18 protein-coding genes, 5 tRNA genes and 2 pseudogenes are annotated in these 24,562 nt (G+C 30.3%); 7 read left to right on the top strand and 18 right to left on the bottom strand.

The window, feature by feature from the left end; all coding sequences use genetic code 11:
- The first annotated feature begins 223 nt into the window (after window positions 1-223).
- Complete coding sequence (locus ACWUD1_RS03200) at window positions 224-1,771, top strand: glycoside hydrolase family 3 N-terminal domain-containing protein (protein ID WP_472756391.1); 1,548 nt, start codon at window positions 224-226, stop codon at window positions 1,769-1,771.
- On the opposite strand, the gene ACWUD1_RS03195 is transcribed toward ACWUD1_RS03200, so the two are convergent.
- A complete protein-coding gene (locus ACWUD1_RS03195) occupies window positions 1,758-2,720 on the bottom strand; it encodes a DHH family phosphoesterase (protein WP_472756390.1) in 963 nt (320 codons plus the stop codon). The genes ACWUD1_RS03200 and ACWUD1_RS03195 overlap by 14 nt on opposite strands.
- Before the next feature lie 126 nt (window positions 2,721-2,846).
- Between ACWUD1_RS03195 and cdd the strand changes: the two genes are divergently transcribed.
- On the top strand, window positions 2,847-3,311 hold the full coding sequence (gene cdd / locus ACWUD1_RS03190) for a cytidine deaminase (RefSeq protein WP_472756389.1): 465 nt from the start codon (window positions 2,847-2,849) through the stop codon (window positions 3,309-3,311).
- Window positions 3,312-3,369: 58 nt separating this feature from the next.
- Here cdd and ACWUD1_RS03185 read toward each other — a convergent pair whose 3' ends face one another.
- Window positions 3,370-3,738, bottom strand: a complete 369-nt coding sequence (locus tag ACWUD1_RS03185; protein WP_472756388.1) for a hypothetical protein — start codon at window positions 3,736-3,738, stop codon at window positions 3,370-3,372.
- Window positions 3,739-3,853: 115 nt separating this feature from the next.
- Here ACWUD1_RS03185 and ACWUD1_RS03180 point away from each other — a divergent pair, with 115 nt between their 5' ends.
- The 3 genes from ACWUD1_RS03180 (at window position 3,854) to rpsD (ending at window position 5,958) form a co-directional block, all read left to right on the top strand.
- On the top strand, window positions 3,854-5,161 hold the full coding sequence (locus tag ACWUD1_RS03180) for a cation diffusion facilitator family transporter (protein WP_472756924.1): 1,308 nt from the start codon (window positions 3,854-3,856) through the stop codon (window positions 5,159-5,161).
- A 78-nt stretch (window positions 5,162-5,239) separates the two neighbouring features.
- Window positions 5,240-5,313: transfer RNA gene (locus tag ACWUD1_RS03175), tRNA-Met, on the top strand.
- 18 nt (window positions 5,314-5,331) lie between these two features.
- Window positions 5,332-5,958, top strand: a complete 627-nt coding sequence (rpsD, locus tag ACWUD1_RS03170; protein WP_472756387.1) for a 30S ribosomal protein S4 — start codon at window positions 5,332-5,334, stop codon at window positions 5,956-5,958.
- Window positions 5,959-6,070: 112 nt separating this feature from the next.
- Here rpsD and ACWUD1_RS03165 read toward each other — a convergent pair whose 3' ends face one another.
- The 12 genes and pseudogenes from ACWUD1_RS03165 to ACWUD1_RS03110 form a co-directional block, all read right to left on the bottom strand.
- Window positions 6,071-6,217: a hypothetical protein gene (locus ACWUD1_RS03165; RefSeq protein ID WP_472756386.1), complete on the bottom strand. Its 147-nt coding sequence runs from the start codon at window positions 6,215-6,217 to the stop codon at window positions 6,071-6,073.
- A gap of 50 nt (window positions 6,218-6,267) precedes the next feature.
- The gene (lon, locus tag ACWUD1_RS03160; RefSeq protein WP_472756385.1) at window positions 6,268-8,673 is read right to left on the bottom strand and encodes an endopeptidase La; all 2,406 of its coding nucleotides are present in this window, start codon (window positions 8,671-8,673) and stop codon (window positions 6,268-6,270) included.
- A complete protein-coding gene (gene clpX, locus ACWUD1_RS03155) occupies window positions 8,648-9,952 on the bottom strand; it encodes an ATP-dependent protease ATP-binding subunit ClpX (protein ID WP_472756384.1) in 1,305 nt (434 codons plus the stop codon). Before clpX ends, lon begins: the two co-directional genes overlap by 26 nt.
- A gap of 23 nt (window positions 9,953-9,975) precedes the next feature.
- The gene (gene clpP / locus ACWUD1_RS03150; protein ID WP_472756923.1) at window positions 9,976-10,560 is read right to left on the bottom strand and encodes an ATP-dependent Clp endopeptidase proteolytic subunit ClpP; all 585 of its coding nucleotides are present in this window, start codon (window positions 10,558-10,560) and stop codon (window positions 9,976-9,978) included.
- A 14-nt stretch (window positions 10,561-10,574) separates the two neighbouring features.
- Window positions 10,575-11,918 carry a trigger factor gene (gene tig, locus ACWUD1_RS03145; RefSeq protein WP_472756383.1) on the bottom strand — a complete coding sequence of 448 codons (1,344 nt, stop codon included), beginning with the start codon at window positions 11,916-11,918 and terminating at the stop codon, window positions 10,575-10,577.
- A gap of 47 nt (window positions 11,919-11,965) precedes the next feature.
- A tRNA-Gly gene (locus ACWUD1_RS03140) sits at window positions 11,966-12,037 on the bottom strand.
- A gap of 5 nt (window positions 12,038-12,042) precedes the next feature.
- Window positions 12,043-12,123 (bottom strand) — tRNA-Leu (locus tag ACWUD1_RS03135).
- 57 nt (window positions 12,124-12,180) lie between these two features.
- Window positions 12,181-12,254, bottom strand: a tRNA-Arg gene (locus ACWUD1_RS03130).
- Window positions 12,255-12,271: 17 nt separating this feature from the next.
- Window positions 12,272-12,343 (bottom strand) — tRNA-His (locus tag ACWUD1_RS03125).
- 98 nt (window positions 12,344-12,441) lie between these two features.
- Window positions 12,442-13,863, bottom strand: coding sequence for a beta-Ala-His dipeptidase (pepD, locus tag ACWUD1_RS03120; protein ID WP_472756382.1), 1,422 nt, complete (start codon window positions 13,861-13,863; stop codon window positions 12,442-12,444).
- A gap of 233 nt (window positions 13,864-14,096) precedes the next feature.
- Entirely contained in the window at window positions 14,097-14,588 is a 492-nt protein-coding gene (locus ACWUD1_RS03115; RefSeq protein ID WP_472756381.1) for a chemotaxis protein CheD, read from the bottom strand.
- A 200-nt stretch (window positions 14,589-14,788) separates the two neighbouring features.
- Window positions 14,789-15,730, bottom strand: a pseudogene (locus ACWUD1_RS03110) (D-alanyl-D-alanine carboxypeptidase family protein); the annotation flags it as partial.
- A 76-nt stretch (window positions 15,731-15,806) separates the two neighbouring features.
- On the opposite strand from ACWUD1_RS03110, the gene ACWUD1_RS03105 reads away from it, so the two are divergent.
- Together ACWUD1_RS03105 and ACWUD1_RS03100 are read left to right on the top strand one after the other, a co-directional pair.
- Window positions 15,807-17,312 carry a lactate permease LctP family transporter gene (locus ACWUD1_RS03105; RefSeq protein ID WP_472756380.1) on the top strand — a complete coding sequence of 502 codons (1,506 nt, stop codon included), beginning with the start codon at window positions 15,807-15,809 and terminating at the stop codon, window positions 17,310-17,312.
- A 164-nt stretch (window positions 17,313-17,476) separates the two neighbouring features.
- The gene (locus tag ACWUD1_RS03100; protein ID WP_472756379.1) at window positions 17,477-19,321 is read left to right on the top strand and encodes an integrin-binding adhesin P66 family protein; all 1,845 of its coding nucleotides are present in this window, start codon (window positions 17,477-17,479) and stop codon (window positions 19,319-19,321) included.
- A gap of 153 nt (window positions 19,322-19,474) precedes the next feature.
- Here the strand turns inward: ACWUD1_RS03100 and ACWUD1_RS03095 are convergent, their stop codons facing one another.
- The 4 genes and pseudogenes from ACWUD1_RS03095 to ACWUD1_RS03080 all read right to left on the bottom strand — a co-directional run bounded on the left by ACWUD1_RS03095 (window position 19,475) and on the right by ACWUD1_RS03080 (window position 24,495).
- Window positions 19,475-20,218: a J domain-containing protein gene (locus ACWUD1_RS03095; protein WP_472756922.1), complete on the bottom strand. Its 744-nt coding sequence runs from the start codon at window positions 20,216-20,218 to the stop codon at window positions 19,475-19,477.
- A 29-nt stretch (window positions 20,219-20,247) separates the two neighbouring features.
- Window positions 20,248-21,501, bottom strand: coding sequence for a serine hydroxymethyltransferase (gene glyA / locus ACWUD1_RS03090; RefSeq protein WP_472756378.1), 1,254 nt, complete (start codon window positions 21,499-21,501; stop codon window positions 20,248-20,250).
- Window positions 21,479-23,046, bottom strand: a pseudogene (locus ACWUD1_RS03085) (IPT/TIG domain-containing protein). The gene glyA and the pseudogene ACWUD1_RS03085 overlap by 23 nt, the downstream one beginning before the upstream one ends.
- Window positions 23,047-23,049: 3 nt before the next feature.
- Window positions 23,050-24,495 (bottom strand): cysteine--tRNA ligase, encoded by a 1,446-nt coding sequence (locus tag ACWUD1_RS03080; RefSeq protein ID WP_472756377.1) that lies wholly within the window; start codon window positions 24,493-24,495, stop codon window positions 23,050-23,052.
- Between the last annotated feature and the right edge of the window lie 67 nt (window positions 24,496-24,562).

Here is a 24,562-nt window from a genome sequence, read left to right as displayed (position 1 = left end):
TGAATCAGAATAAGATATACAAATCATAGAAAACCTGAAATGAGCAAATTAAAAATAATATGATATAATTAAAGGATTGGAAAATACAAAAACAAAAAATGATATGGCTTAAATGAAAAAAATTGTTTGTATAGTTATCTTTCTTATTCACAACAATTGCTTTCCTCATAATTTCTGGTCTACAGAGGATAAAAAAAAATTAATAGACAAAATAGTAAGCCAAATGGATGATAAAGAACTATTGGGTCAAATGTTTATGATAAGTTATCCTGGCAAACAAATAACAAAGTTTGCCCTGAACTTCATAAAAGATAGAAACTTGGGAGGAATTAAAATCTTTGGATGGAATGCCCAAAATTTAAACTCGCTACTAGACAGTATCAACAAAGCACAATCAATGTCTCAAAATAACAGATTTAAAATTCCCTTATTTATAGCAACAGATCAAGAAGGTGGATGGACACAACATATAAAGCTTCAAACATCAAAAACAATAGGAAATCTTGGGATTACAGCCGGTTTATCACCAAACGACTCTTATCTTACAGGGTATTATATAGCAAATGAACTGAAGCAACTTGGAATTAATCTTAATTTTGCACCAATAACAGATATCTACAATAACGAAGAAAATTTTACAATAGGACCAAGAACATATTCAAATAATCCACAAATCGTTTCTCTTTTTGCGCTGGCTTTTTATAAAGGACAAAAACAAGCGGGAGTCATTTCAACAGCCAAACACTTTCCCGGACATGGCAATACTGTTATTGATTCTCACACAAAAATGCCAATAATAAACTTAAGTTTAAAAGAAGTGTACTCAAACGAACTACTGCCATATAGAATATTAATACAAGAAAACATCCCTATGATCATGAGTGGACACTTAGCCTACCCACTGCTCACAAATGGCAAAAAAATACCTGCATCATCATCAATTAAAATTATAAAAGAAATACTTAGAAAACACTTAAAATATGATAATTTAGTAATAACAGACGATTTATTAATGAATGCAGTAAGATATAAAAATGAAAGTATTTATGACACAATTGAAAGGATTATTAGAACTGAAACTGATATTTTATTAATATCATTAAACGAAGACATACAAAATAACGCTTACAATACACTATTAAATCTCATGCAAAAAGATAATGAAATAAGAAAGAATATTATAAAATCAAATAAAAGAATACTCAAAATCAAGTTAGAATACTTAAAAGAAAATAAAAATGAAACAGAAATTTATCCAAACTATCAAAAGGCACAAGCAATCCCTACTCAAGAAGCTAAAAATTTTTTTGAACAGAGTACACTAAAAGGAATAACAAAAGTCAAACTATCAAAAAAAATATCTAAGCATAAAAAAACGCTTTTAATATCACCTTATAACACAATGATCAAAGAAGGAAAAAAAATATTTCAAAATAATTCTGTTTATTATTACGATTATTACCCCTTAAACACTACTAAGCCAACAAAATTACAAGAAATAAAAAATTTAATTGAAACACATGATCAAGTAATTTTTAATCTCTCAACACCTGCCAGTCGCAAATACATAGACAACTTAAAAGAATATAAAGATAAAATAAGTATTATTGTCTCACTCACCCCTCAATACATCAAAAAACTAGACTGGATACCAAATATAGTAATAGTATACGGAACAACAACCTTATCATTTAAATCTGGATTTTTAACGTTAACAGAAGATTTTAGTCCAAAAGGACAAATTCCTTTAATGAATTTTAAACTTGAATAGCATTCTTTATGTATGCAATTATTTGACTCTCTAAAAAATTCAAAGAATCATTTTTAATTTTAAACCCACTGGCATGTTTATGCCCCCCGCCCCCAAAATATTTTGCAAGCTCTCCCACATCAAAATATTCTCTAGAACGAAGTCCCACTAAAATAGACCCATCTTCCGTTTCCTTTAAAACAATTAATATTTCATTATTTTCAACATTAGAAAGAAGTGAATAAAATAGTTCATTAACACCACTACTATTGCTTTCTACCTTAGAATCAAAAGGAACAACAGTAAGCAATACTTTCCCATCAAAATAAGATTTAAGATTATTTAACATTACTCCAACCATATGAATTGAAGCTAAGCTCTTAACAGATTCAATATATCTATAAACATCCTTAAGACTTATTCCCTTAGATACAAGCCTAGCTATCATTTCAAAAGGTTCAGAATCAGTGCTTGAGATAAACCTAAAAAATCCTGTATCTGTACAAAACCCAATCAAAATATACCATGCTTCTTCTTTAGTAACTTCATATCCGAATGCTCTAACTAACTTCTCAATCAAAAAAGTAGTTGAAGGCGCATAAGGATCAATATATCCAGGGACATCTAACTTATCACCCGATGCATGATGATCAATGACGAGAATAGGCATACCCTTAACATAAAAAACAAATTCATCTCCAATGCGATCAAATATGGAGCAATCCAAAATAATAACAGCATAATCTGAAGGATCAATATCTGGCCATCTAGATAAAAACTTATCCTTAAAAGGAATTACTTCCTTTCTCATAAAAGGACCTTCATTTAACATAATCGCCTCTTTACCTATTCTAGATAAAAAAGATGCTAAAGCCAAAGATGAACCAATACAATCAAAATCAGGATCTTTATGCCCTATAATAACAAAATTATCGTATTTCCTAATAAATTCAATAGCATTATCTATCATAAAAAAATATCAATAAACCTTCCGCATAAATCAAAAATTACATTTTACCGTTAAATATTCTACAATATTTTAACAGAAAATTATAAACAATGTGCTATAATTAATAATAAAACTAGGGGGTTTTAAATGGTCAATATTAAACAAGACGCAATTGAAAAAGCATTTAAGTTGGCCGAATCTGCAAGAAACAACTCATATTCACCATATTCAAAATTTAAAGTAGGAGCTTGTATTAAAACCAAAAATAATTTATTTTTTCAAGGTACAAATGTTGAAAATGCAAGTTTTGGAGCAACTCGCTGCGCAGAACAGGCGGCAATGATGAACATGATATCATCTATTGGTACACAAAAGATAGATTTTATATTAATTACAACAACCCCAGCAAGTGTGCCATGTGCAATATGTCGTCAAGTAATGTCAGAATTTTTTGAAGACGGTACCCAAATATTAATAACAGACCCTGAGCAATTTAACACTAATAAAACAATTTTAAACACTTACACACTTAAAGATCTACTTAAAATTCCATTTAATAAAGAAGAATTAGCAAGAATATCTAAAGCAAATCAAGAAATACAGAAAACATAAATTCAAGACTAAATAAATCAAAAATTAGATAAAAATAAAGTCTAAAAAGACTCAATGCTCAATTTAGAATATCCAGAGAAATAATAGCCCTAGCGTAATCACCTAATTTATTAGCCTCAAGAGTAGATGCTGATGAATTAAAAATATCTAATAGAAATTTTTTCTCATCAATGCTAAATTCGTAATCCAATACTTCTAATGATAAAAAATTAATAACAGGAATAAGTTTATCGATAAAAGAATATATTCCCTCATCAAAATTAAAATTTTCATAATAATAACTGAATGCCTTATTCAAGGACCTTTTATCAAACATTTTAAGAAAATCATAAAAAATATTTTCAATATTCTTTAAATTATTTATTAAATCCTTATCTTTAAAAATCAATCTTTTACACCTTTTGACAAACAATTGAGATTGTAACATATATCCCCCCCTAATCTCATTTATGATATTTAAATCAATTGAACATTAAAAAGAATAATGATATCTTTACATATAATAGTAGGATTATGCAACAAAGAAAAGCAAAAGTGCAAATATAATCAAAATAATCAACGACAAAAACATTAGCAAATACATTCACTTAAAATTTGAAAGATTAAAAAAAGATGAAATTTACATCGCTTACATAGAAAATAATGTTCAAACAGTTTCATATCTAAAAGCTCAGAAACAAGAAAAAGAAATTAAAATTAATAATTTCTATATTAATCCAAATTTTAAAGCAGAAGGAATAGAGCGAATATTAATTCATAACCTAATTCACTATGGCAAAAAAAATAAATTGCAAAAAATTTTATGCAAAATTTACGACATAAAAGAAGAACTTATGGATCTAGGGTTTGAGAAGAACAACAATGTATATGAAAAAGATTTAACTTATGAAACAAAAAAAAATACACTTGTCATGAGGATAGGACTTATCTCAGTATTAGCAGAAGTAGCATCAATAATATCTAAACTTACTATTGGTATTATTTTTAATTCATTCGCGCTCATTGCAGATGCAATTCATGTTACATCAGATTTTATACTATCTACAATTACCTATTTTAGTTTAAAAATTACAAATAGGCCTGAAACAATTTATTATCCTTATGGATATAAAAAAATGGAAAACTTAGCGGCATTGAGTATAGGCATCATTATAATAATCTCAGGATTCACGATATTCTTAAACACAACAGGGCTCAATAAAATAAAAAGTTTTCAAAAAAAATCCGAATTACATTTACATAGCCTACATAGCCATGATAGTCTTCATGATAATGGCAATCATTATCATGAAGACAAAAAAAACATATTAGAAATCTTTTCAAATCACTCTTTTCAAAAAAGCATATGGATACCATTAATACCTTTTATATTTTTCTTAATAAAGATAATCGAATATTTGATAAAATTTCAAATCGGCAAAAGATATAATAATTATCTACTTCTAGCATTATCATCATCTGATAAAAACTGTATATTCTCTCATGGAGGCACCACACTAAGCCTATTACTTGCAAATTATATATGGACAGGTTTTGACAGAATCATATCTATATGCATTAGTTTTATAATGATCAAAGAAGGATTACACGTAATCATAAATAATATTAATAATCTTCTCTCAAAACAAGATATAAACTTAAAAAGAAAAATAAAAAATACACTAAAAGATATCAATGTAAATTTCAAAGAACTTAAATTTTTTTACCACGGAAATGATTTAAATCTCTATATAAAGCTAGATTTAAACTATGAGAACAACCTGAAAAGTTTGATACACAAAATAAAAAAAATAAAATATAAAATAAAAGAACGCTACAAAGAAATATGTGAAGTCCACATACTAGTATAGTATAACTTAGATCACAACATAACAAAATAAAATCAATTGACAACTAAAGCAAATTTATGGTAAATTAAGTATTATAGAAGCAGGATGGAGCAGGATGGCAGCTCGTCGGGCTCATAACCCGAAGGTCGTAGGTTCGAGTCCTACTCCTGCAATTTAAATGTGGGGGATTAATGAATAGGAAAAACATAGCCAAAGGAAAATTAGTTCGAAGATTTGGTGTAAATATTTTTGAGCAACCCAAATATGATAGATTGCTTAAAAAGAAACCTAACCCACCTGGGATGCATGGAAAATCCAGACGAGCTAAGATCACAGAATATGGAAAACAATTAATCGAAAAACAAAAGGTAAAATTCACTTATGGTGTAAATGAAAGACAACTCACTAATATCTTCAAAGAAGCGCGAAGACAACAGGGAGTTACAGGAAATAATCTTTTAGCATTACTTGAAAGAAGAATTGATAATGTTGTATATAGGGCTGGGTTTGCTATTTCAAGAGCTCATGCAAGACAAATAGTTTCACATGGAATTATAATGCTTAATGGAAGAAGAGTCACAATTCCATCCATTACTCTAAGGGCAAATGACATAATACAAGTAAAAGAAAAAGATAGTCTTAAAAAATTAGTTAGATCTAATATAGAAAAAACATCAACCCTTCGGCAACTACCAACTTGGATAGAAGTAAATGCCGATGATTTAAATATAAAGGTAACCCGTCCTCCATCAAGAGATGAGATACCTACCCTTGCAAATGAGCAAATGATTGTTGAATATTATTCTAAGAGAGCATAAGAGCACAAAGTAGAACCCAAATAAAGTAAGTAGAATATTCTACTTACTTTATTTGGGTTACTTGCTGATTGGTATTGTCTGATTTACTCAACTTAATTACCTCATCCTCATCTTATTTATTTTTTTTCTTCTTAGCAAATTTTTTACCAAAGCTATTGTTTGAAAAGTATGAAAAATTGTTTTTAGACATATTTTTAACAGAACTTTGGGAATTAAATGATGCTCTATTACCTGAGGGCTTTCTAACTCCATCCTTCATATTTATATTTCCTCCTGAATAAATTTTAACATATATAAAAGCTTAAGTACTTAAATAATATTTAAATAACCAAATACTTCTTCCAAATGGGATACATATCTAACATCAATATTATCCCTAATATCCGCTGGAAGCTTAACATAATCCTTCTTATTATCCCGTGGAATAATAACTTTATTAATACCATTTCTATAAGCTGCCAACACCTTTTCCTTAATACCCCCCACAGGAAGAATTGAACCTTTAAGAGTAACTTCACCTGTCATTGCAAGATCTAAAGGCACTCTCTTATCAGATAAAATAGAGGCTATGGCTGTTGCAATAGTAATTCCAGCAGAAGGCCCATCTTTTGGTGTAGCCCCTTCCGGAAAATGCAGATGAATCTCAGGAAGAGCATTTATATCAATATTAAGCTCAACAGAATAAGTTTTAACAACCGAATAGGCCAATTGAGCGCTTTCTTTCATAATGGTTCCAAGGCTACCTGTCAAAATAATATCACCCGTCTTATTAAACTTAATAGCTTCAACAGGAAGCACAGCTCCCCCATAACTTGTCCAAGCAAGTCCATAAACAAATCCAGGAGAATCGACTTTCATTAAATGAAATTTATATTCACAATCCATATACATATAAAAATTATTCATATTAATTATTTTATAAATACCAGGAATATCAGGATCGTGAGTAAATAAAGAATTATTACTATGCATCAATGAACTTGGAAAATAAAAATTTCCTTCAATTATATCTTCCTTTGAATAGACATATAGTAATTCTCTTACAACCATTCTAAATAAATTAGTTAAAATTCTTTTTAAATTCCTAACTCCAGACTCCATAGTATAGTTTCTAACTATATGCAAAATCACATTATCCTCTACTCTTATATAAACTTTATTTAATGAACTTTCTTTAACTATCTTTGGTATTAAAAAATTTTTTGCAATTTCTAATTTCTCAACACAAGAATATCCTTCTACCTTAATAATCTCCATCCTATCAAGAAGAGGCCTAGAAATCTCATTAAGAGAATTGGCAGTTGCCACGAATAACACATTAGATAGATCATAAGGAATTTCTAAATAATGGTCAACAAACCTGGTATTTTGTTCGGCATCTAAAACTTCTAAAAGGGCCGCTTCTGGATTACCCTTATAAGTACTATTAATTTTATCTATCTCATCAAGAAGAATAACGGGATTGGATTTTTCTGCCACTTTAATTGCATTAATAAAAGCTCCCGGAAGAGCCCCAATATAAGATCTTCTATGCCCCCTAATTTCTGTCTCATCTCTTAAGCCACCAAGTGAAATTTTTGCAAATTTTCTAGAAAGAGACTTAGCAATAGATAAGGCAAGAGAAGTTTTACCAGTACCTGGTGGACCAACAAGACATAAAACAGGGGCCTGAACTTTAGAATTAATATGATAAACAGCTAGAAAGTTCAGTATTTTTTCTTTAGCTTCATTCATACCATAATGAGAATTCTTTAAAATAAGTTCAATCTCTTTTAAAGAATTTTCCATAGCAGTATTTTCATTCCAAGGCAAATCAAGCAATAATTCAACATAATTTCTAACAATATTAGCATCCGGTGAATTTGTATTCATGCGGGCCAATCTAGATATTTCCTTTTCAATTCTAAACTTAATATCATCAGGAATATCTTTCAAGCTTAGTCTCTCAAGATAATCAACCTCATCCCTACCTAATGTCTTTTGAATTTCTTTAATCTGTTCATTTAAAAAATATTCTCTTTGCCCCTTATCAAGCTTATCCTTAACTTTAGTCTTAATATCTTTTTTAAGAATTAAAAGGTCAGTCTCAATACTTAAGTTTACAATTAATTTTTCTATTCTTACCTTAACATCTAACTCTTGTAAAAGTTCTATTTTAACTTTATATTCCAAATTTATATTAGAAGCTATAATATCAACAAACTTCGCTGGGCTATCAAAAAAATTATTACTATCACCTTCTTCTAAAGTTTTAACGAGCAAACAAGATTTATAGGTTTCATAAGCTTCTTTTAAGAATTTAGAATAAGTAAACAGTTTGGTATCAAATTCACATTTATCATCTATAAAATCAACTTTTGCTCTAAAGTAATTATTCTTCTTTAAAATACTTTTTATAATAACTCTATCTTGAAAATTAACTAAAATTTTTATTAAAGTTTCTGTGACTTTGACAACTTGAACAATCTTTGCATAAGTACCAATGGAGTATAAATTTTCTAAACTAATCTTATTATCATTACTAGATTTAAAATCCCTGACATAAAAAAATAGGATTAATCTGCCCTCTAACATAGATTGATATACTGCATTAATTGCAGTAATATCCTCTAAACTAACCCACAAGGTTACATTGGGAAAAAAAACATTTTGCCTTAAGAGAACAACTGGAAGATCATCTTTTTTAGAACTAATTAAGTTGAGAATTGATTTCATGAAGTTCTTTTGCCCAAGGTTTATTAATATTTTTCCCCGTCAAGACCAAGGGCTTAACATTACGATTTAAGACGGATTCCTTAGTAACAATAACTTTTTTAATCTGTTTAGTTGAAGGTATCTCAAACATCACATCTGTAAGCAATTCTTCTAAAATAGAACGCAACCCTCGAGCACCTGTATTTTTCAACATAGCTTCTTCTGCAATTGAATCAAGAGCATCTTTTTCAAACAATAACTCAACATTATCTAACCTAAACATATGACAATATTGTTTCAAGATAGAATTCTCAGGTGTAACCAATATATCGATTAAATCTGACTTTTCTAATTTTTCAAGATAAGAATGCACGGATAATCTACCTATAAATTCTGGAATAAGTCCAAACTTAATTAAATCTTCCATCTCTAAATATTTTAGAACATGCCCATCGCCAAAATCTCCTGCACTAAAAGATGAAAATCCAATAGAACTTTTACTGATTCTTCTTTTAATAATATCCTCAAGCCCTACAAAAGCCCCACCACATATAAATAGTATGTCTTGCGTATTGATCTCAATAGTCTCTTCATAAGGATGCTTTCTCCCACCCCTAGGGGGAACATTTGCAATAGTACCTTCAATAATTTTCAATAAAGATTGTTGAACACCCTCTCCAGACACATCCCTTGTAATTGAAACATTCTCTCCTTTTTTTGCAATCTTATCTATTTCATCTATATAAATGATACCTCTTTCTGCAAAGCTCACATCTCCATTAGCAGCATGGATCAACTTAAGTAAAATATTTTCAACATCCTCTCCCACATATCCAGCCTCAGTAAGTGTTGTAGCATCCGCAATTGCAAATGGAACCCGCATCTCAGCTGCCAATTTTTTTGCAAGCAAAGTTTTACCACTACCCGTAGGTCCCACAAGCAATATATTGGACTTCTCAAGTTCAATCAAATCATTATCTTTATTATCTTTTTTCTTATTACCCTTAAATATCCTTTTATAGTGATTATAAACAGCAACAGATAATACCTTCTTTGCATCTTCCTGACCAATAATATACTTATCCAAATGATTTTTAAGTTGCTTAGGAGTTGGAAGTCCCCTCAAGGACTTGCCCCTCTGAGGCCTTTCTACTTCTTCTTGAAAAAGGTTATGACATATTTTAGAACACTCAAAACAAATAGCTACCGATTTAGCTGAAATAATTTTTCCTTCAACCTCAACACTAGTACGTCCACAAAAAGAACAACCTTCAATTTTTTGACTTTTACTTCTTGCCATATAAAATCTCACCTAAAATAAAACTAATTTCTTACTAAGATACCATCAATAATACCATAATCAAGGGCATCTTTTGGTGTCATAAAATAATCTCGCTCAATATCAAGAGATAATTTCTCTTTAGGAACTCCTATCTTATCAGACATAATATCTATTATTAACTTTTTAAGTCTTATAATTTCATTTGCTTGTATACTAATGTCACTGGCTTGACCTCCTATTCCACCCCAAGGTTGATGTATCATTATCCTTGAATACGACAATGATTCTCGTTTGCCTATAGCACCCCCCGCAAGCAAAAATGCAGCCATTGAAGCCGCCTGACCAATACAAATTGTTCTTACATCTGGTTTAACATACTGCATAGTATCATAAATTGCAAGTCCTGAAGTAATACTACCTCCAGGAGAATTTATATAAACAAATATATCTTTCTTAGAATTTTCAGACTCTAAGAAAAGGAGTTGTGCAATCACTGTGTCTGCCCTTGCATCATTAATCTCACCACTCAGGAAGATTATTCTATCCCTTAATAATCTTGAATATATATCAAATACACGTTCATAATTTCCAGTATGCTCTACAACAGTAGGCACTAAATTATGCATATATTCTCTTATCATTACTCACCTGTTTTATAATTAATAAAATCTCTAAAAGCAACTTTTTTAAGCTTAATTTCTCTCACGTTTTTTAAAAGTTGTTCTTTAACTTTTTGAGTCTTAATTTCATCTTTTAAAGCCTTAAACAAGTTCTTCTCTTGATAAAATTTTTTAACCTCTGCAAGTTCCATCATTGCATTTTCAGCCTGCTTCATAAGCTCATTCTCTAAATCATCATCAGTGATCTCTGTTAAATCATTATCCACAATTTTCTGAAAAACTAACTTGGATTTTATTTTCTTGAATACAGTTTCCTTAAAAGCATCACTAACACTACTCTCGCCTGTAGAAACATTGTTTAATTGTTCAAGACCAACTTTCTTTTTTGAAAATTCATTTAAAGCATTCTTAAATTCAGCCTCAAACATAGCATCTGGAATTTCAATATCTATCTTTTCTGCAATATTAGATAACAATTTTGAAAGTTTAGTAGATTCATTTCTTTCCTTAATAAGATTCAACATATTACCTTTTACATACTCTTTAAGATCACTTAACGTATTTAAGTCATCTCTAATATCCTTTGCAAAATCATCATCAAGTTCAGGAATGTCACGCCTCTTTATACTCTTAACAGCGATCTTTAATCTTTTAGAAGAATTGGCAAGTTCACTAAATCTGTAATCGGCATCATAATTTTTTTCTATTATTATTTCTTCACCCCTACTCATCCCAATAACGTCATCATCAAATCCATAATAATTATTAGACTCACCAACAGTAAAAACAAAATCTTGCCTTTTAGTTGCCAAAATTTCATTAAAATCATCATCAAGTTCAACAAAATCTACCCTAACAATATTTCCTACCTCAACATCACCACTATCCTCAACAACAATTGCATTCTCAAGTTGTAACAATTTAAGCTCATCTTCAACATCAGAATCAGAGATAGTAACTTCTGGAACTTCTACTTCAATCTCAGATATATCGGGTAGCTCAAATGAAGGATAAGCCTCATAAGCAACAGTAAATTCGAAATCTCTATTAAAATTAATTTCTAATTTTTCGTCCAATATTGTAGGAACAGCATAACTTAATGGTTTATGTGCTACCTCTTTAAAAAATTCTTCCAATGACTTATGAATAAGCTTTTCTATGGTAAGAGCTCTTATATTATCAGAATATTTGCCCTCAACAATATTTAAAGGAACTTTTCCAGTTCTGAAACCTTTAATCTTAAGACGAGAAGAATAATCATGTAAAACTTCGTCATATTTGCCTTTGACAAATTCTTTTGAAATCCTAATAATAGCTTCAACCTTTGAACCGGGCATCAATTTTATATCATTATTTAATATCACGCCATTCCTCAAACTAAAATACAATTTATTAATAATTATTAAACTTAAGCGAAAGACGGGATTTGAACCCGCGACTTCCACCTTGGCAAGGTGACACTCTACCCCTGAGTTACTTTCGCATTTTTACAGAAGGTGGGACTCGAACCCACATGCCTAAGGCACTAGATCCTAAGTCTAGCGTGTCTACCAATTCCACCACTCCTGCATACTTTAGGTAGTATACAAAACTTAAAAAGCTTTTTCAAGTATAAAACTAATGTTTCACACCCAGCAGGGCTCGAACCTGCAACCTTTGGATTCGAAGTCCAATGCTCTATCCAATTGAGCCATGGGTGCTATTTAATAATAGCAAAGGTGATCGACGGGATTCGAACCCGCGTAACCGGGACCACAACCCGGGACTCTAACCACTGAGCTACAATCACCACTATATTCAACTACATGTAAAATTATTGTATCCATATTTAAATGGTAAGTCAACTAAAATGTCCCACTACTACAAAAGCGGTACAAAATATAGAATTTATAGAGTCTCTAAACTTCTCTTTAAAAAATCATAAACTCTAATAGTCGATGCAATATCAACTCGTTCTCTTGGTGTATGAACATCTTTGATCCAAGGTCCAATTGTAACCGAATCTATTCCTCCAAATTTCTCAGATATAATGCCAGTCTCAAGACCAGCGTGGATCACCACAGTTTTAGCTTCTTTTAAATACATGTCTTTATAAACATCCTTGAGATGCTTTAAAAGCTTGTTATTTTCATCTGGTTGCCACGAAGAATAATCATAAACTACTTCCAAATTAGCACCTGAAAGATTACTAATAGCCTTTAAGTGATTAAAAATATATTCTTTTTCAATATCTAAAAGGGATCGTATTGTAAATACAAATCGATACGCATTATCAACTTTTAAAAGACTGGCAAAATTTAAAGATGTTCTAATAAGTTCCCTATCATAACTTTCAACTTTCTGCACTCCATGTAAAAATGCCATACCCATATTTAAAAGCTTATTTTGATCAATATCACTTAATACATTTCCAGAAAAATCTACTCTTCTTAAAATAATTTCAAAATCAGATTCAAGAGTATGCATCTCTTGTACACAACTTTTAAATGATTCCAATTCTTTTTCCAATAAAACATAATGCTCATCTTCAATTAAGATCAATGCCTTTGCTTCCCTAGGAATGGCATTACTTTTATTTCCACCAAAAATATACCCAATCTCAAATTCCATCCTTATTCTAAGTTTATTTAGAACAAAAAACATCAATTTTAAAGAATTTGCTAAATTAAAATGAATATCTGCACCAGAATGACCACCTTTAAGACCCGTAAATAAAATTTCAATACCCATCTTTTTTTTAGATTGCCTATATTGTGGCTCAAAGTTAATATGAACAAGTCGAGAACCAGCACAACCAATTAAAAAATACCCTTCTTCCTCTCCATCAAGGTTAATTAACATCTTCCCCTTACAAAAATTAGATTCAAGATGAATAGCACCTATTAAACCTATTTCTTCATCAACAGTAAAAAGAAGCTCTAAGTCAGGATGTTTAAAGGTAGACGACTCGCTCATAATAGCAAGCATCATAGCAATCCCAATTCCGTCATCAGCACCAAGAGTAGTGCCTGATGCAAAAAAATACCCGTTATCTTCAATTATATTGATAGGATCCTTTTCAAAATCATGTACAACAGATTCATTTTTTTCACAAACCATATCCGTATGGGCTTGCAAAATAATAGGCAACACGCTGTTACAAGCATTAGCCTTAACTTCAACCACAATGTTCCCAACGTTATCTTCCTTAAAGGGATGTCCAAACTTTTTAGCTTCTTCCTTAATAAAATTACTAATACCTTTTAAATTTTTTGAACATCTAGGAATCTCTGATATTTGCTTAAAATAACGAATTACAATGTTTTCCATATCTATTCCTCTAAAAATCAAATTCAAAATTAAATATATTTATTAATATAAATATATACTTGAAATACATGTTTTTTAAATTTAAAAATTCACATAAACAACTTAACTTAAAATGAGCAAAGCGAACCTTTCCATAAAGTTATAACCTATAACAACAAGACTTGATCAACACGAACAACAATAAAATAGCTATACTGACATTCATTAATGTTTTTTATTAAATCAATTAAAAATCAAAAAACTTTAACACCATCAGGATATTCCACAATAACCTTACAATCTTCAGGAAAAACAAAAATCTTCCTGGATTTAGACTGATTCAAATCTTGTACTACAATCGGAATATCATATTTGCTTAGCAAACTAACCGCAAAATCTGAGTTTTCAGCACCAACCTTGATTATCCCTTTGGCCATAAAGTTAGCGCCCCCAAAAAGCTTAGCCTTAAGGTTAGTCTTTGATGCACCACTTGCTATCATAGCATTAATTAACATGGGAATGGCATAAATCCCATATCTACCTTTCCGTGCAGTATCCACTACCGAATCAGACTTTACTAGAACATAATGATTTACTCCTATAAGCTGGTTCAGCTTATCATAAAGCACAACAGCAACACAAGAACCAAGTATTGTAGAAATAACCCTATCATTTGATACAAAAGCTTCGCCTGGAACTATTATTGTAACATCTCTCTTAAACTTAAAATTAAAATGATTTAACATAAAATTAATTACTCTCTAAATTTTTGATAAAATTTCTAAACATAAATAAACAAATCACTAAATTTATAATATATCTAACTTAAAATACCTAAAGACTAATCCTCCAACTCATTGAACGCCTATAATGTAATAAATTAACATTTTTATAATAAAACATATTCAAGTCCTTTAAATAAAACCAAGCATCCTAATTATAACTTCTTTCTATTAATTTTACCAATTGAAGAAAGTTTAGCATAATTACTAAATCCATATTCAAACAATTTCTGGGCAATTAAGGCTCGTTTTCTCTCCCCAATATCATTAATATCTTTACTAACCACTTTATCAACCCCCAAGACAACCGCTATTAATCTTACACCATCTTTTTTAGCTGTAGCAACTAAATTTAAGCCTGATGTATTAATATAGCCTGTTTTTAATCCATCAGCATAAGGATAATTAAATATCAAATTATTTTTATTTTTTTGCCTTAAATTTAATACCTTGGAATAAGAAGTACTGCCTAAATTTTCAGGTCTTGGGTAAACAAAATCTTTAAGAGAATGTATGCTAAGCATAAACTCAAACTCTTTTATATAAATTCTTGCAAATAATGCCATTTCTAACGCCGTGATCTTATTAGCACTACTATAACCCGATGTATCAACAAAATTCATATTTACAAGTCCCATATCTAAAACACTGGTATTCATTAAATCAATAAAATCACCCAAATTCTTACCTACTATAAACTCAGCAATAGCAACAGCAGCATCATTACCTGATGAAATCACAAGACCTTTAAGTAATTCTTCCAAGCTTACTCTCTGGCCTTCTTCTAAAAACATTAATGAAGAATCTAAAGGAAGATTATAATACGATGCAGAACTACTAATAGGAACGGTGGTCTTCAAATCTATATTTTTTCTCCTTGCCTCAACTAAAGCAACATAAATAGTAACAAGTTTAGTAAGAGATGCAGGTGGGAAAACCAAACTTGGATTTTTAGCATAAATAACATATTTGGTATCATAATCAAGCAAAACAACTGACTTGGCGTCTTCTGTTGTTTTTTCAATCTCAAGTAAATCAACTGCAAAAAGTTTACTAAAACTATTAAATAAAATTAAAATAATAAGCACATTATCAATTACTTTCATAAAATAAAACTGTATATTATTGTATAAAAATTTGTTATAAGATTAAATGGTAAGTCTATAAAGGAGCGCTCTTACTATGAATTTTTATGATTTTATTAAAGCCTTAATACCAATTATTCTAATCATTATAGGACTGGGAATCATTAAAAAACCAGCATATTATGTAATACCAACATGTTTAATAGTCACCATCGCAATAGCTTTATTTGATAAGAACTTAGGCGTAGTTAATACAGGTCTTGCTATATTTGAAGGAACAATAATGGGAATATGGCCAATAGTCATTGTTATCATAGCTGCCATATTCACATACAAGATGGCCGAAAGTCAAAATGATATGAATATAATAAAATCCATGTTATCAAATATATCTTCTGATAAACGAATAATAGTTTTACTTGTCGTATGGGGATTTGGAAACTTCTTAGAAGGAGTTGCGGGATATGGAACTGCTGTTGCCATTCCTGTATCAATACTAATAGCAATGGGATTTGAACCATTTTTCGCCTGCCTTATATGTCTAATAATGGACACATCGTCAACTGCCTATGGTTCAGTAGGAATTCCTATAATATCTTTAGCTCAAGCAACAGAATTAGATGTTAAAATGTTATCATATGATATTTCTTTACAACTAATCTTGCCAACTCTTATTATACCATTCATACTAGTCATGCTTGTGGGGGGTGGGATTAAAGCTCTTAGAGGGGGAATATTTATACTCACACTTCTCTCAGGAGCATCAATAGCAATATCTCAAGTTTATATTTCAAAAACCTTAGGACCAGAACTTCCAGCAATAATTGGAAGTATACCCGCTATGACAATAACTATAATTTATGCAAAGATTTTTGAAAAAAAAAGCATAACTAATAATCACAATATAAAAATACCAGCTATGCAAGGTTTCCTTGCGTGCCTGCCCTATATTTTAATAGTCTCACTTATAATATTTGTTTCACCACTTTTCAATGAAATAAATCAATATCTATCAACTTTCAAAACCACTCTTTCAATTTATCCAGGAGCAAGTCCACTAAAATTCAAATGGTTAACTTCCCCAGGCCTCTTGATCATTTTTGCGACAGTAATGTCTTATTCAATTAGAGGTGTTTCCATAGCTACACAACTCAAAATATTTTTACTTACAATAAAAAAAATGGCATTATCTTCTTTTATAATTATTTGCATAGTATCAATATCAAGATTAATGACACATAGTGGTATGATAAAAGATCTTGCAAATGGAATATCAACATTGACAAGTACAATGTATCCATTATTCAGTCCATTAATTGGGGCTCTGGGAACTTTTTTGACAGGAAGCGATACCGTTTCAAATGTTCTATTTGGGCCATTACAAACACAAATTGCAGCAAATATTGATGCCAACCCTTATTGGCTTTCAGCTGCAAACACAACAGGAGCAACTGGGGGTAAAATGATATCACCTCAAAATATCACAATAGCAACAACAACTGCAGGACTGATTGGACAAGAAGGTAAATTATTATCAAAAACCATCATATACGCCCTTGGATATATTGTCATATCAGGCATATTAGTTCACTTTTTATTATAAATTTATTATAAATAATAAATTTATAATAAAACTAATATATAGCTCAAAAACACTTGAATTTTTATCTAAGAACTAATATCATGGATAGCCAAAGACTAAAAGCATATAATTACTTAAAACTTCTAATGAAGTCCCAAAACCATAACATAACAAAGGAGATAAGGATGAAAAAAATAATATTATCATGTATCTTTATGATGCTATTAAATGCTAACTTACTCTTTGCGGATAATACAGATACAAATGAAACTACTGGTGTTCAAAATGAGACTAAATCAAAACCATGGCCATGGTTCCCCAAATTAACATTTAAAAATAGCAGTGAATTTAGATTTGACATGGATGAACTTGTGCCTGGTTTGGAAAACAAAAGTTCAGTAGGAATTCAAATTGCTCCGTCCAATAAAGAACACGAAGTAGGAAAGGAAGATCCTTTATCAGGCTATATCCAAGTAAAAAATTTAACTTTAAAAGTTAAAAATCAAGAAGAGGGTACACTTAAACTTGATGTAGAAAATATCACAGCAAAAATCAACATATATGATTTTTATCTTAAAATTGAATCAAATAAAAATTTTGATTTTAACCAAGAATCATTATTCAGTTTTGCACCACTAACTGGTATTTCAAGCGATTACTACGGCTTCTCAGATAATGACAGAGCTGTAAGAAATACCATTTTATCAAGAAGTACAGAAAAAAAATTAGGTACACTTAAGTTTGGTTACAACATTCCACAATTAGAATTCGTGCTTGCGATTGAAACAACAGGAACAGGTAATAGGAATAATCAAAAAAAAGATGGTGATTCTGAAGATGATAAAAAGAAAAAAGAACAAACTCCTTACAATAATACCTACAAAGGTATTATTTACGGAACTCATATAAACTGGAAACCAATGACAAATGAATTAGATCAATACAGCTCAGATGTCATTGCAGAAACTCCATTAGAATTAAATTTTGGATTCTCAGGAGCAATAGGAAATTCAACATTTAATTATTCATCAATGACATATGCTCTTGAAGATAAATCTATTGTTGGCTCAGATCTTACAAGTCCAACTCTATCAAATGCAGCTATCATGGCTTCCATCGGAGCTACTTATAAGATTGGTCTTACAAAAATCAATAACAGAAATACTTATCTCTTATTGCAAGCCGGAACTGATTTGGGAATCGATCCATTTGCCAGTGATTTCTCTGTACTTGGACATATCTCTAAAAAGGCAAACACAAATTCTAAGGGTCAACTCGAGCCAAAGTTAAATAAATTTAATTTTGATAGAAAGACAAAAACTAATTTTTCATTTTCTGTAGGAACTAGTATTGGTTTAACTTGGAATACAGATGAGGGTGAAACAGAAGCATACTCAATTGACGGGGAAAATTCGTACAGCACAAAAATATTTGGTGAACAAGACAAAAAATCTGGTATGGCAATCGGAATTACCTATGGTCAAAATTTATACAAGCCTACATCTTCAAACCAATTAATACAAGAAATCGCTTCAAAGGCATTTAAAACCTTTAACGCCGAATTTTCAACTTATGAAGATAACAAAAAAGGAATTATTCCTGGTCTTGGGTGGATAGCTTCAATTGGAGTTTATGATTTACTAAGACAAAGACCTCAAGCAGATGATGATGTAATAACTAGTCTCACAGCAAGTACCACAGCTACAACAAACAATGTACCGAACACTACGAACAATAAAACGGTTGCATTTGTTGACGCAACTAAAATTGGAGGGGCTCTATACATGGATTATGCAATACCTATAGAGTCTATATCATCAGATGCATATTTAATCCCATATGTAGGTACTCATATTTTAGGGTCACTTAAAGGTTCAGATAAAAATTTATACCTAAAAGCTGGAATAGAGTTGGATAAATTAATAAAATTAACAACAATATCACTCGGATGGGACTCAAACGACTTATTTGCGCAAAAAAATCAAAAAGGAAGTGTCTTCCTACAAATTACAATAAACTTTTCTGAATAAACTTATAAAATTATATTGAAAGAATAGATTTCTATTCTTTCAATATAAAAGCTCTATAAAATCTATTTCAAATCAAAACCTAAAACTCATTTAAACTTCTACCTTCATGATTTTTAGTTTCATTATGATGATTTTATTGCAACTAGAATCCAATTATTTTAAATTTCGCTCTTTGCAGATCTTTTCATAAGCATCTTGAATCTTAATAAATTTTTCACTTGCTTCTTTTTGTTTAATAGGTTCATTTGCAAACCTATCTGGATGATATTTAATAACCAATTTTTTATAAGCCTTCTTTATATCATCATCACTAGCACTATACTTTAAACCTAATACTTCATAAGGATTAACAATCTCTATATTAATATTCTGATAAGAATACTGATTATCAAAATCAAGCTCAAGAAAAGAACTAACATAACGAATAAATTTATCCCCTTCTAAGTTCCCATATCTAGCTAACTTATTGAGTTCTCTTAAAACTGAAACAAGCCATACAAAAAGATCTTTATGCTGGAAATATCCAAGCTTCAAAGTATATAATATTTTGTCTGCATTCCTATTTTGAGCAACAGAAAAATGAAATATATTATAAAGTTCTGACTTATGTCTTTCGGATAAATTCAATGAACCCATTATAAAATTAATATAATTTAATTGTTCACCGGTCATTGATCCCAAAATAGAAATCAACTTGGCCATCAGCAAAAACGATAATCTATAAAATTCAAACTCTCTCGATTTAGAATAAGAATAATCTCTTGTCGTATATATCCTAAACCCACCAAAAATACTAGAAATTATAAAAAAAATAAACAATATGAAAAAAATACTTACAAGAAAAGGACTAAAAATCAAAATAAATGGTAATAATAAAAAGAAAACTTGAAACAAAATTAGACCTCTAAAATAAAACAACTCAAAAATTAAGGCATACTAAAACCACTAATAAACTCTATAACTTCTCGTCTTATTCTCTTAAGCTCATTATCAGATTTAGCCTTTAAAGCCCTAACAATAAAATGAGCAACCTTAATAGAATTATCTCTATCTAAACCCCTTGAAGTAATGGCAGCAGCTCCAATTCGAATACCAGAAGCCACAGAAGGACTCTTTAGATCAAAAGGAATCACATTCTTATTAAGAGTAATGTTTACACTTTCAAGGATCCTCTCAGCATCAGCTCCTGTAATACCCAAAATACCAAGATCAACTAAAAATAAATGATTATCGGTTCCACCGCTTACTATCCTAAAATTTTCTGATATAAAATACTCAGCCATAGCCTTAGTATTAATTATGACTCTAGAAATATAATCTTTAAAATCATCCATTAAAGCTTCATCAAACGCAACTGCTTTTCCTGCAATAACGTGCACTAAAGGGCCACCCTGAGTTCCTGGAAACACGCAGAAATCAACAGCATCCCTCAACATTCTTTCCCTACCATTATAATTCACTTTAATATCAGACTCCTTACCTGAAAGAATCAATCCCCCTCTAGGTCCTCTTAACGTCTTATGAGTGGTACTTGTGGTCAAATGTGCAACATCAATAGGAGAATTATGAAAACCTGTAACAATAAGACCTGCTGTATGTGCAACATCGCACAAAAGATACGCCGAAACCTCATCCGCTATTTCACGAAATTTCTTAAAATCAATTTCCCTTGAATACGAAGAAGCACCTGCTATTATTAAATTAGGTCTACATTCCTTGGCTATCTTCATAACATCATCATAGTCAATCATCTCAGATTCTCTTGACACTCCATAAGAATATGCATCAAAAAGCATTCCAGAAAAACTGACCTTACTACCGTGAGTTAAATGCCCCCCATGAGATAGCTCCATGCCAAGAATTCTATCCCCAGGCTTAATAAGTGCCATTATAGCAGCCATATTAGCTTGAGAACCACTATGGGGCTGAACATTGACATAATTTGCACCAAAAAGCTCTTTTGCTCGCGATATAGCCAAATTCTCAATATCATCAACAACAGAACATCCACCATAATACCTCTTCGAAGGATAACCTTCAGCATACTTATTAGTCAAAATACTTCCAACAGCCTGTCTTATACTTGATGAGACAAAATTTTCTGAAGCAATTAATTCAATATTTTCTCTTTCTCTCTTAGCTTCTCTTGCAATTAAATCAAACAGAATGGTATCTTTCATTAATATCTTCCTCCAAAGTAACCTTATAATCCAAAGAGTAATTACTATTTGTTAAACTTTTATACTTAAACATTACCAAATCTAAATAATCATTAAATAATAAGTCATCATAATCTTCCCTGTACCCATAATGAATATAATTCTCTGACATATTTACAAAATAATTAGATCTATCCCTAAATGATACTGCATTTACTATATCAAAATAAATAAATCCAATATGCTCTAAAAAAAATTCACACCAACTATGCCCCTTCAGACTAGAAGACTCGGGATCAAATAAAATCCAACTGCATTTCTTAAAGGAATATTATTACGCAAAAATAACAGATTAGTAAGCAAGATCAAGTTATCAGCTGAAATTTCTCTCTTCTTAATAGACTCATCCAAAGTTAAATCATTATCTGTAACAGTAAAGTGAGAAATTAAAGCATCAATAATAGATTTTGCCAATTCATAAGCCGAATCCTTAACTGTTATATGCAAATTAATTGAACTTAAATCAAGTGAATCATAAAACAAATAACGATTTCTCTTATTTAAAACATAAGTTTTAAATTCATATATATCACTATTAGTACTTACCTTAATGCTCTCTAAAGCCTTTCTATTAACAATATCTAAATCCAATTTACAAGTCTCAACTTCAAACTGTAAATGATAGGTATTTGACTTTAAACTTTTAAAGAATAAATTATTTAAATCCAAAGCAGTTCCATTATTGTCTGAAACCTTAATTTTTTGTCTTTCATTTTCAATTGGACTTAAATAAAAGACATTAAAATTGATATCATCTAACGTTAAACTAGAATCCTTATTGTCAACTTTAACAAAATAAATTTTATGAGATATTTTAAAAGTTTTAGTTTTCTTTAAATTCCACCTAAAAAAATTAGTCTTAAAAGTAAAAGGTATTTTATTAGTTTTCACTCCATCAACTAACAAAAAAATATCACCATCAGCATGCAAGGTCTTTGGGGGAATAAATTTAATATCCTCTTTACCAAGCACAAATATATCTTGAGGAGCAACTTTATAAAGTTCGCGTTCAGTCTGAATCAATACTTCAACAGAGTCAGCATCAGAAATTGGTACTAAATTTCTCCCCCTTAATGTAACAGGAACATTTGTCATTAAACTTAAATCCTGAGCAGCAAAGATCAAAGGCTTATCTTGCCCATCAAGTTTAATTGGAACTTGTCGACTAATCACAAGAAAGAGCTCATTACTAATTCCCTTGTCACTCTTTATGAAAATAAGACCTGAGTTGATCTCATCTGTAATTTTAAAAATTACTCTGTCATCGCTCCAGTTAACAATACTACTTTTCATTAAATAATGACCATTAATATTAATCTCACCAACGTTATTACCTAAATTATATCCTTTAATTGTAATTATATTTTTATGAGAAGCAGGCATTGGTGATATCTCATAGATTACAGGCTTTAAATAAAACAAAAATCCAGAAAAAATGAATAGGCCAAAAAAAATTAGAAAAACTAGAATTAAAACAAAATACCTGCTCTTGAAAAAGATTGCCAAAAACTAACCTCTTTTAACCTCAGTTCCCTCTTGAGTATCAATTAACACAAACCCTTTAGAACAAAAATATTCCCTAATCTCATCAGCCCGCTTAAAATCTTTTCTTAACTTAGCAAGACGCCTCTCCTCTAATAAAGCATTCATAGTCTCATCAAGAGTAATTCTATCCTTATTAATCTCTCTAAGCACTCCTTCCTTTAAACTCAAGGATAAAACTTCATCAAACTTAAAGACAAGTTTAAGTCTTAAAATAATATCTAAATCATCATTTTTGATAATATCCCATAACAATGCCAATACCTGAGGAATATTTAAATCCAAAGCTATTTTTTCCAAAAAATTATTATAATATTCATTCCCTAGATCAGATTCAATATTGCCATCATATTTGTAAAATAATGACATATCAGATTGATTTAATGACGAATAAAGAAAAGTTAACTTACTAAGCATATTCTTTCTAGCCGCCCTACAGGCCCTCAAATGGTCAAAAGCAAACTTAAGTTGAGTTCTATAATGTGCCGTTAAACAAAAATACCTAAAGTCTAAAGGTGAGAATCCATTATCTTCTAAATCCTGCATAGTAATAAAATTACTATTTGATTTTGACATCTTTTCATCTTCCATAATTAAAAATTCACTATGGACAAATATGTCACACCATTTTTTATTTAAATAACATTCCATTATCGCTATTTCATTAATGTGATGCACTCCAATATGATCAACTCCACCTAAATGGATATCAAGATTACTTTTAAAATAATCCAAATTCATTGCAGCACATTCTAAATGCCAACTTGGGTAGCCAAAGCCCCAAGGAGAATCCCATTTCATTTCCTGGTCTTTGAATTTTGAATTTGTAAACCACAAAACAAAATCTAATTTATTCTTTTTTAATGTATCTACCTCAACTCTTGAAATAGAAAAACATCCAGCATGCTCTAGATTAATACCTGCCATCTGCCCATAACTTTTAAAACGAGAAGTATCAAAATAAACATTACCATTTACAAAATATGTAAATCCATTCTTTTCAAGGACTTTAACCATCTCTATCATACTTTCAACATATTTACTTGCAATAAGCACTTTATCAGGATAAGCTATATTTAATTTTTCACAATCACGAAAAAAAGCTTCTGTAAAAAAATTACTAATTTCATAAACCGTAAGTCTTCTCTCTCGGGCAGCCTTAACTACTTTATCTTCTCCCCCATCAAAATCACCCGTTAAATGACCAATATCAGTAATATTCATTGCATGATTAACATCATATTTCAATAACCTTAAGGACTTAATAAGAATATCTTCAAAAATATATGTCCTAAGATTGCCTATATGAGCATAATTATAGACAGTAGGGCCACAAGCATATACCTTAGTATTTGTCAAATTTTTTACTTCAAATAAACTCTTTGTCTTTGTATTATACAATTTAAGAAACATTATATCCCGCGAAAATTAACTCTAAAAATCAAAAATACCACAATAAATCGTAATTAATGTAACCTCT

The organism is Borrelia tillae, assembly GCF_055693965.1.
The sequence above is the reverse complement of the archived record's forward strand: the minus strand, read 5'-3'. Positions and strand labels throughout refer to the sequence as shown.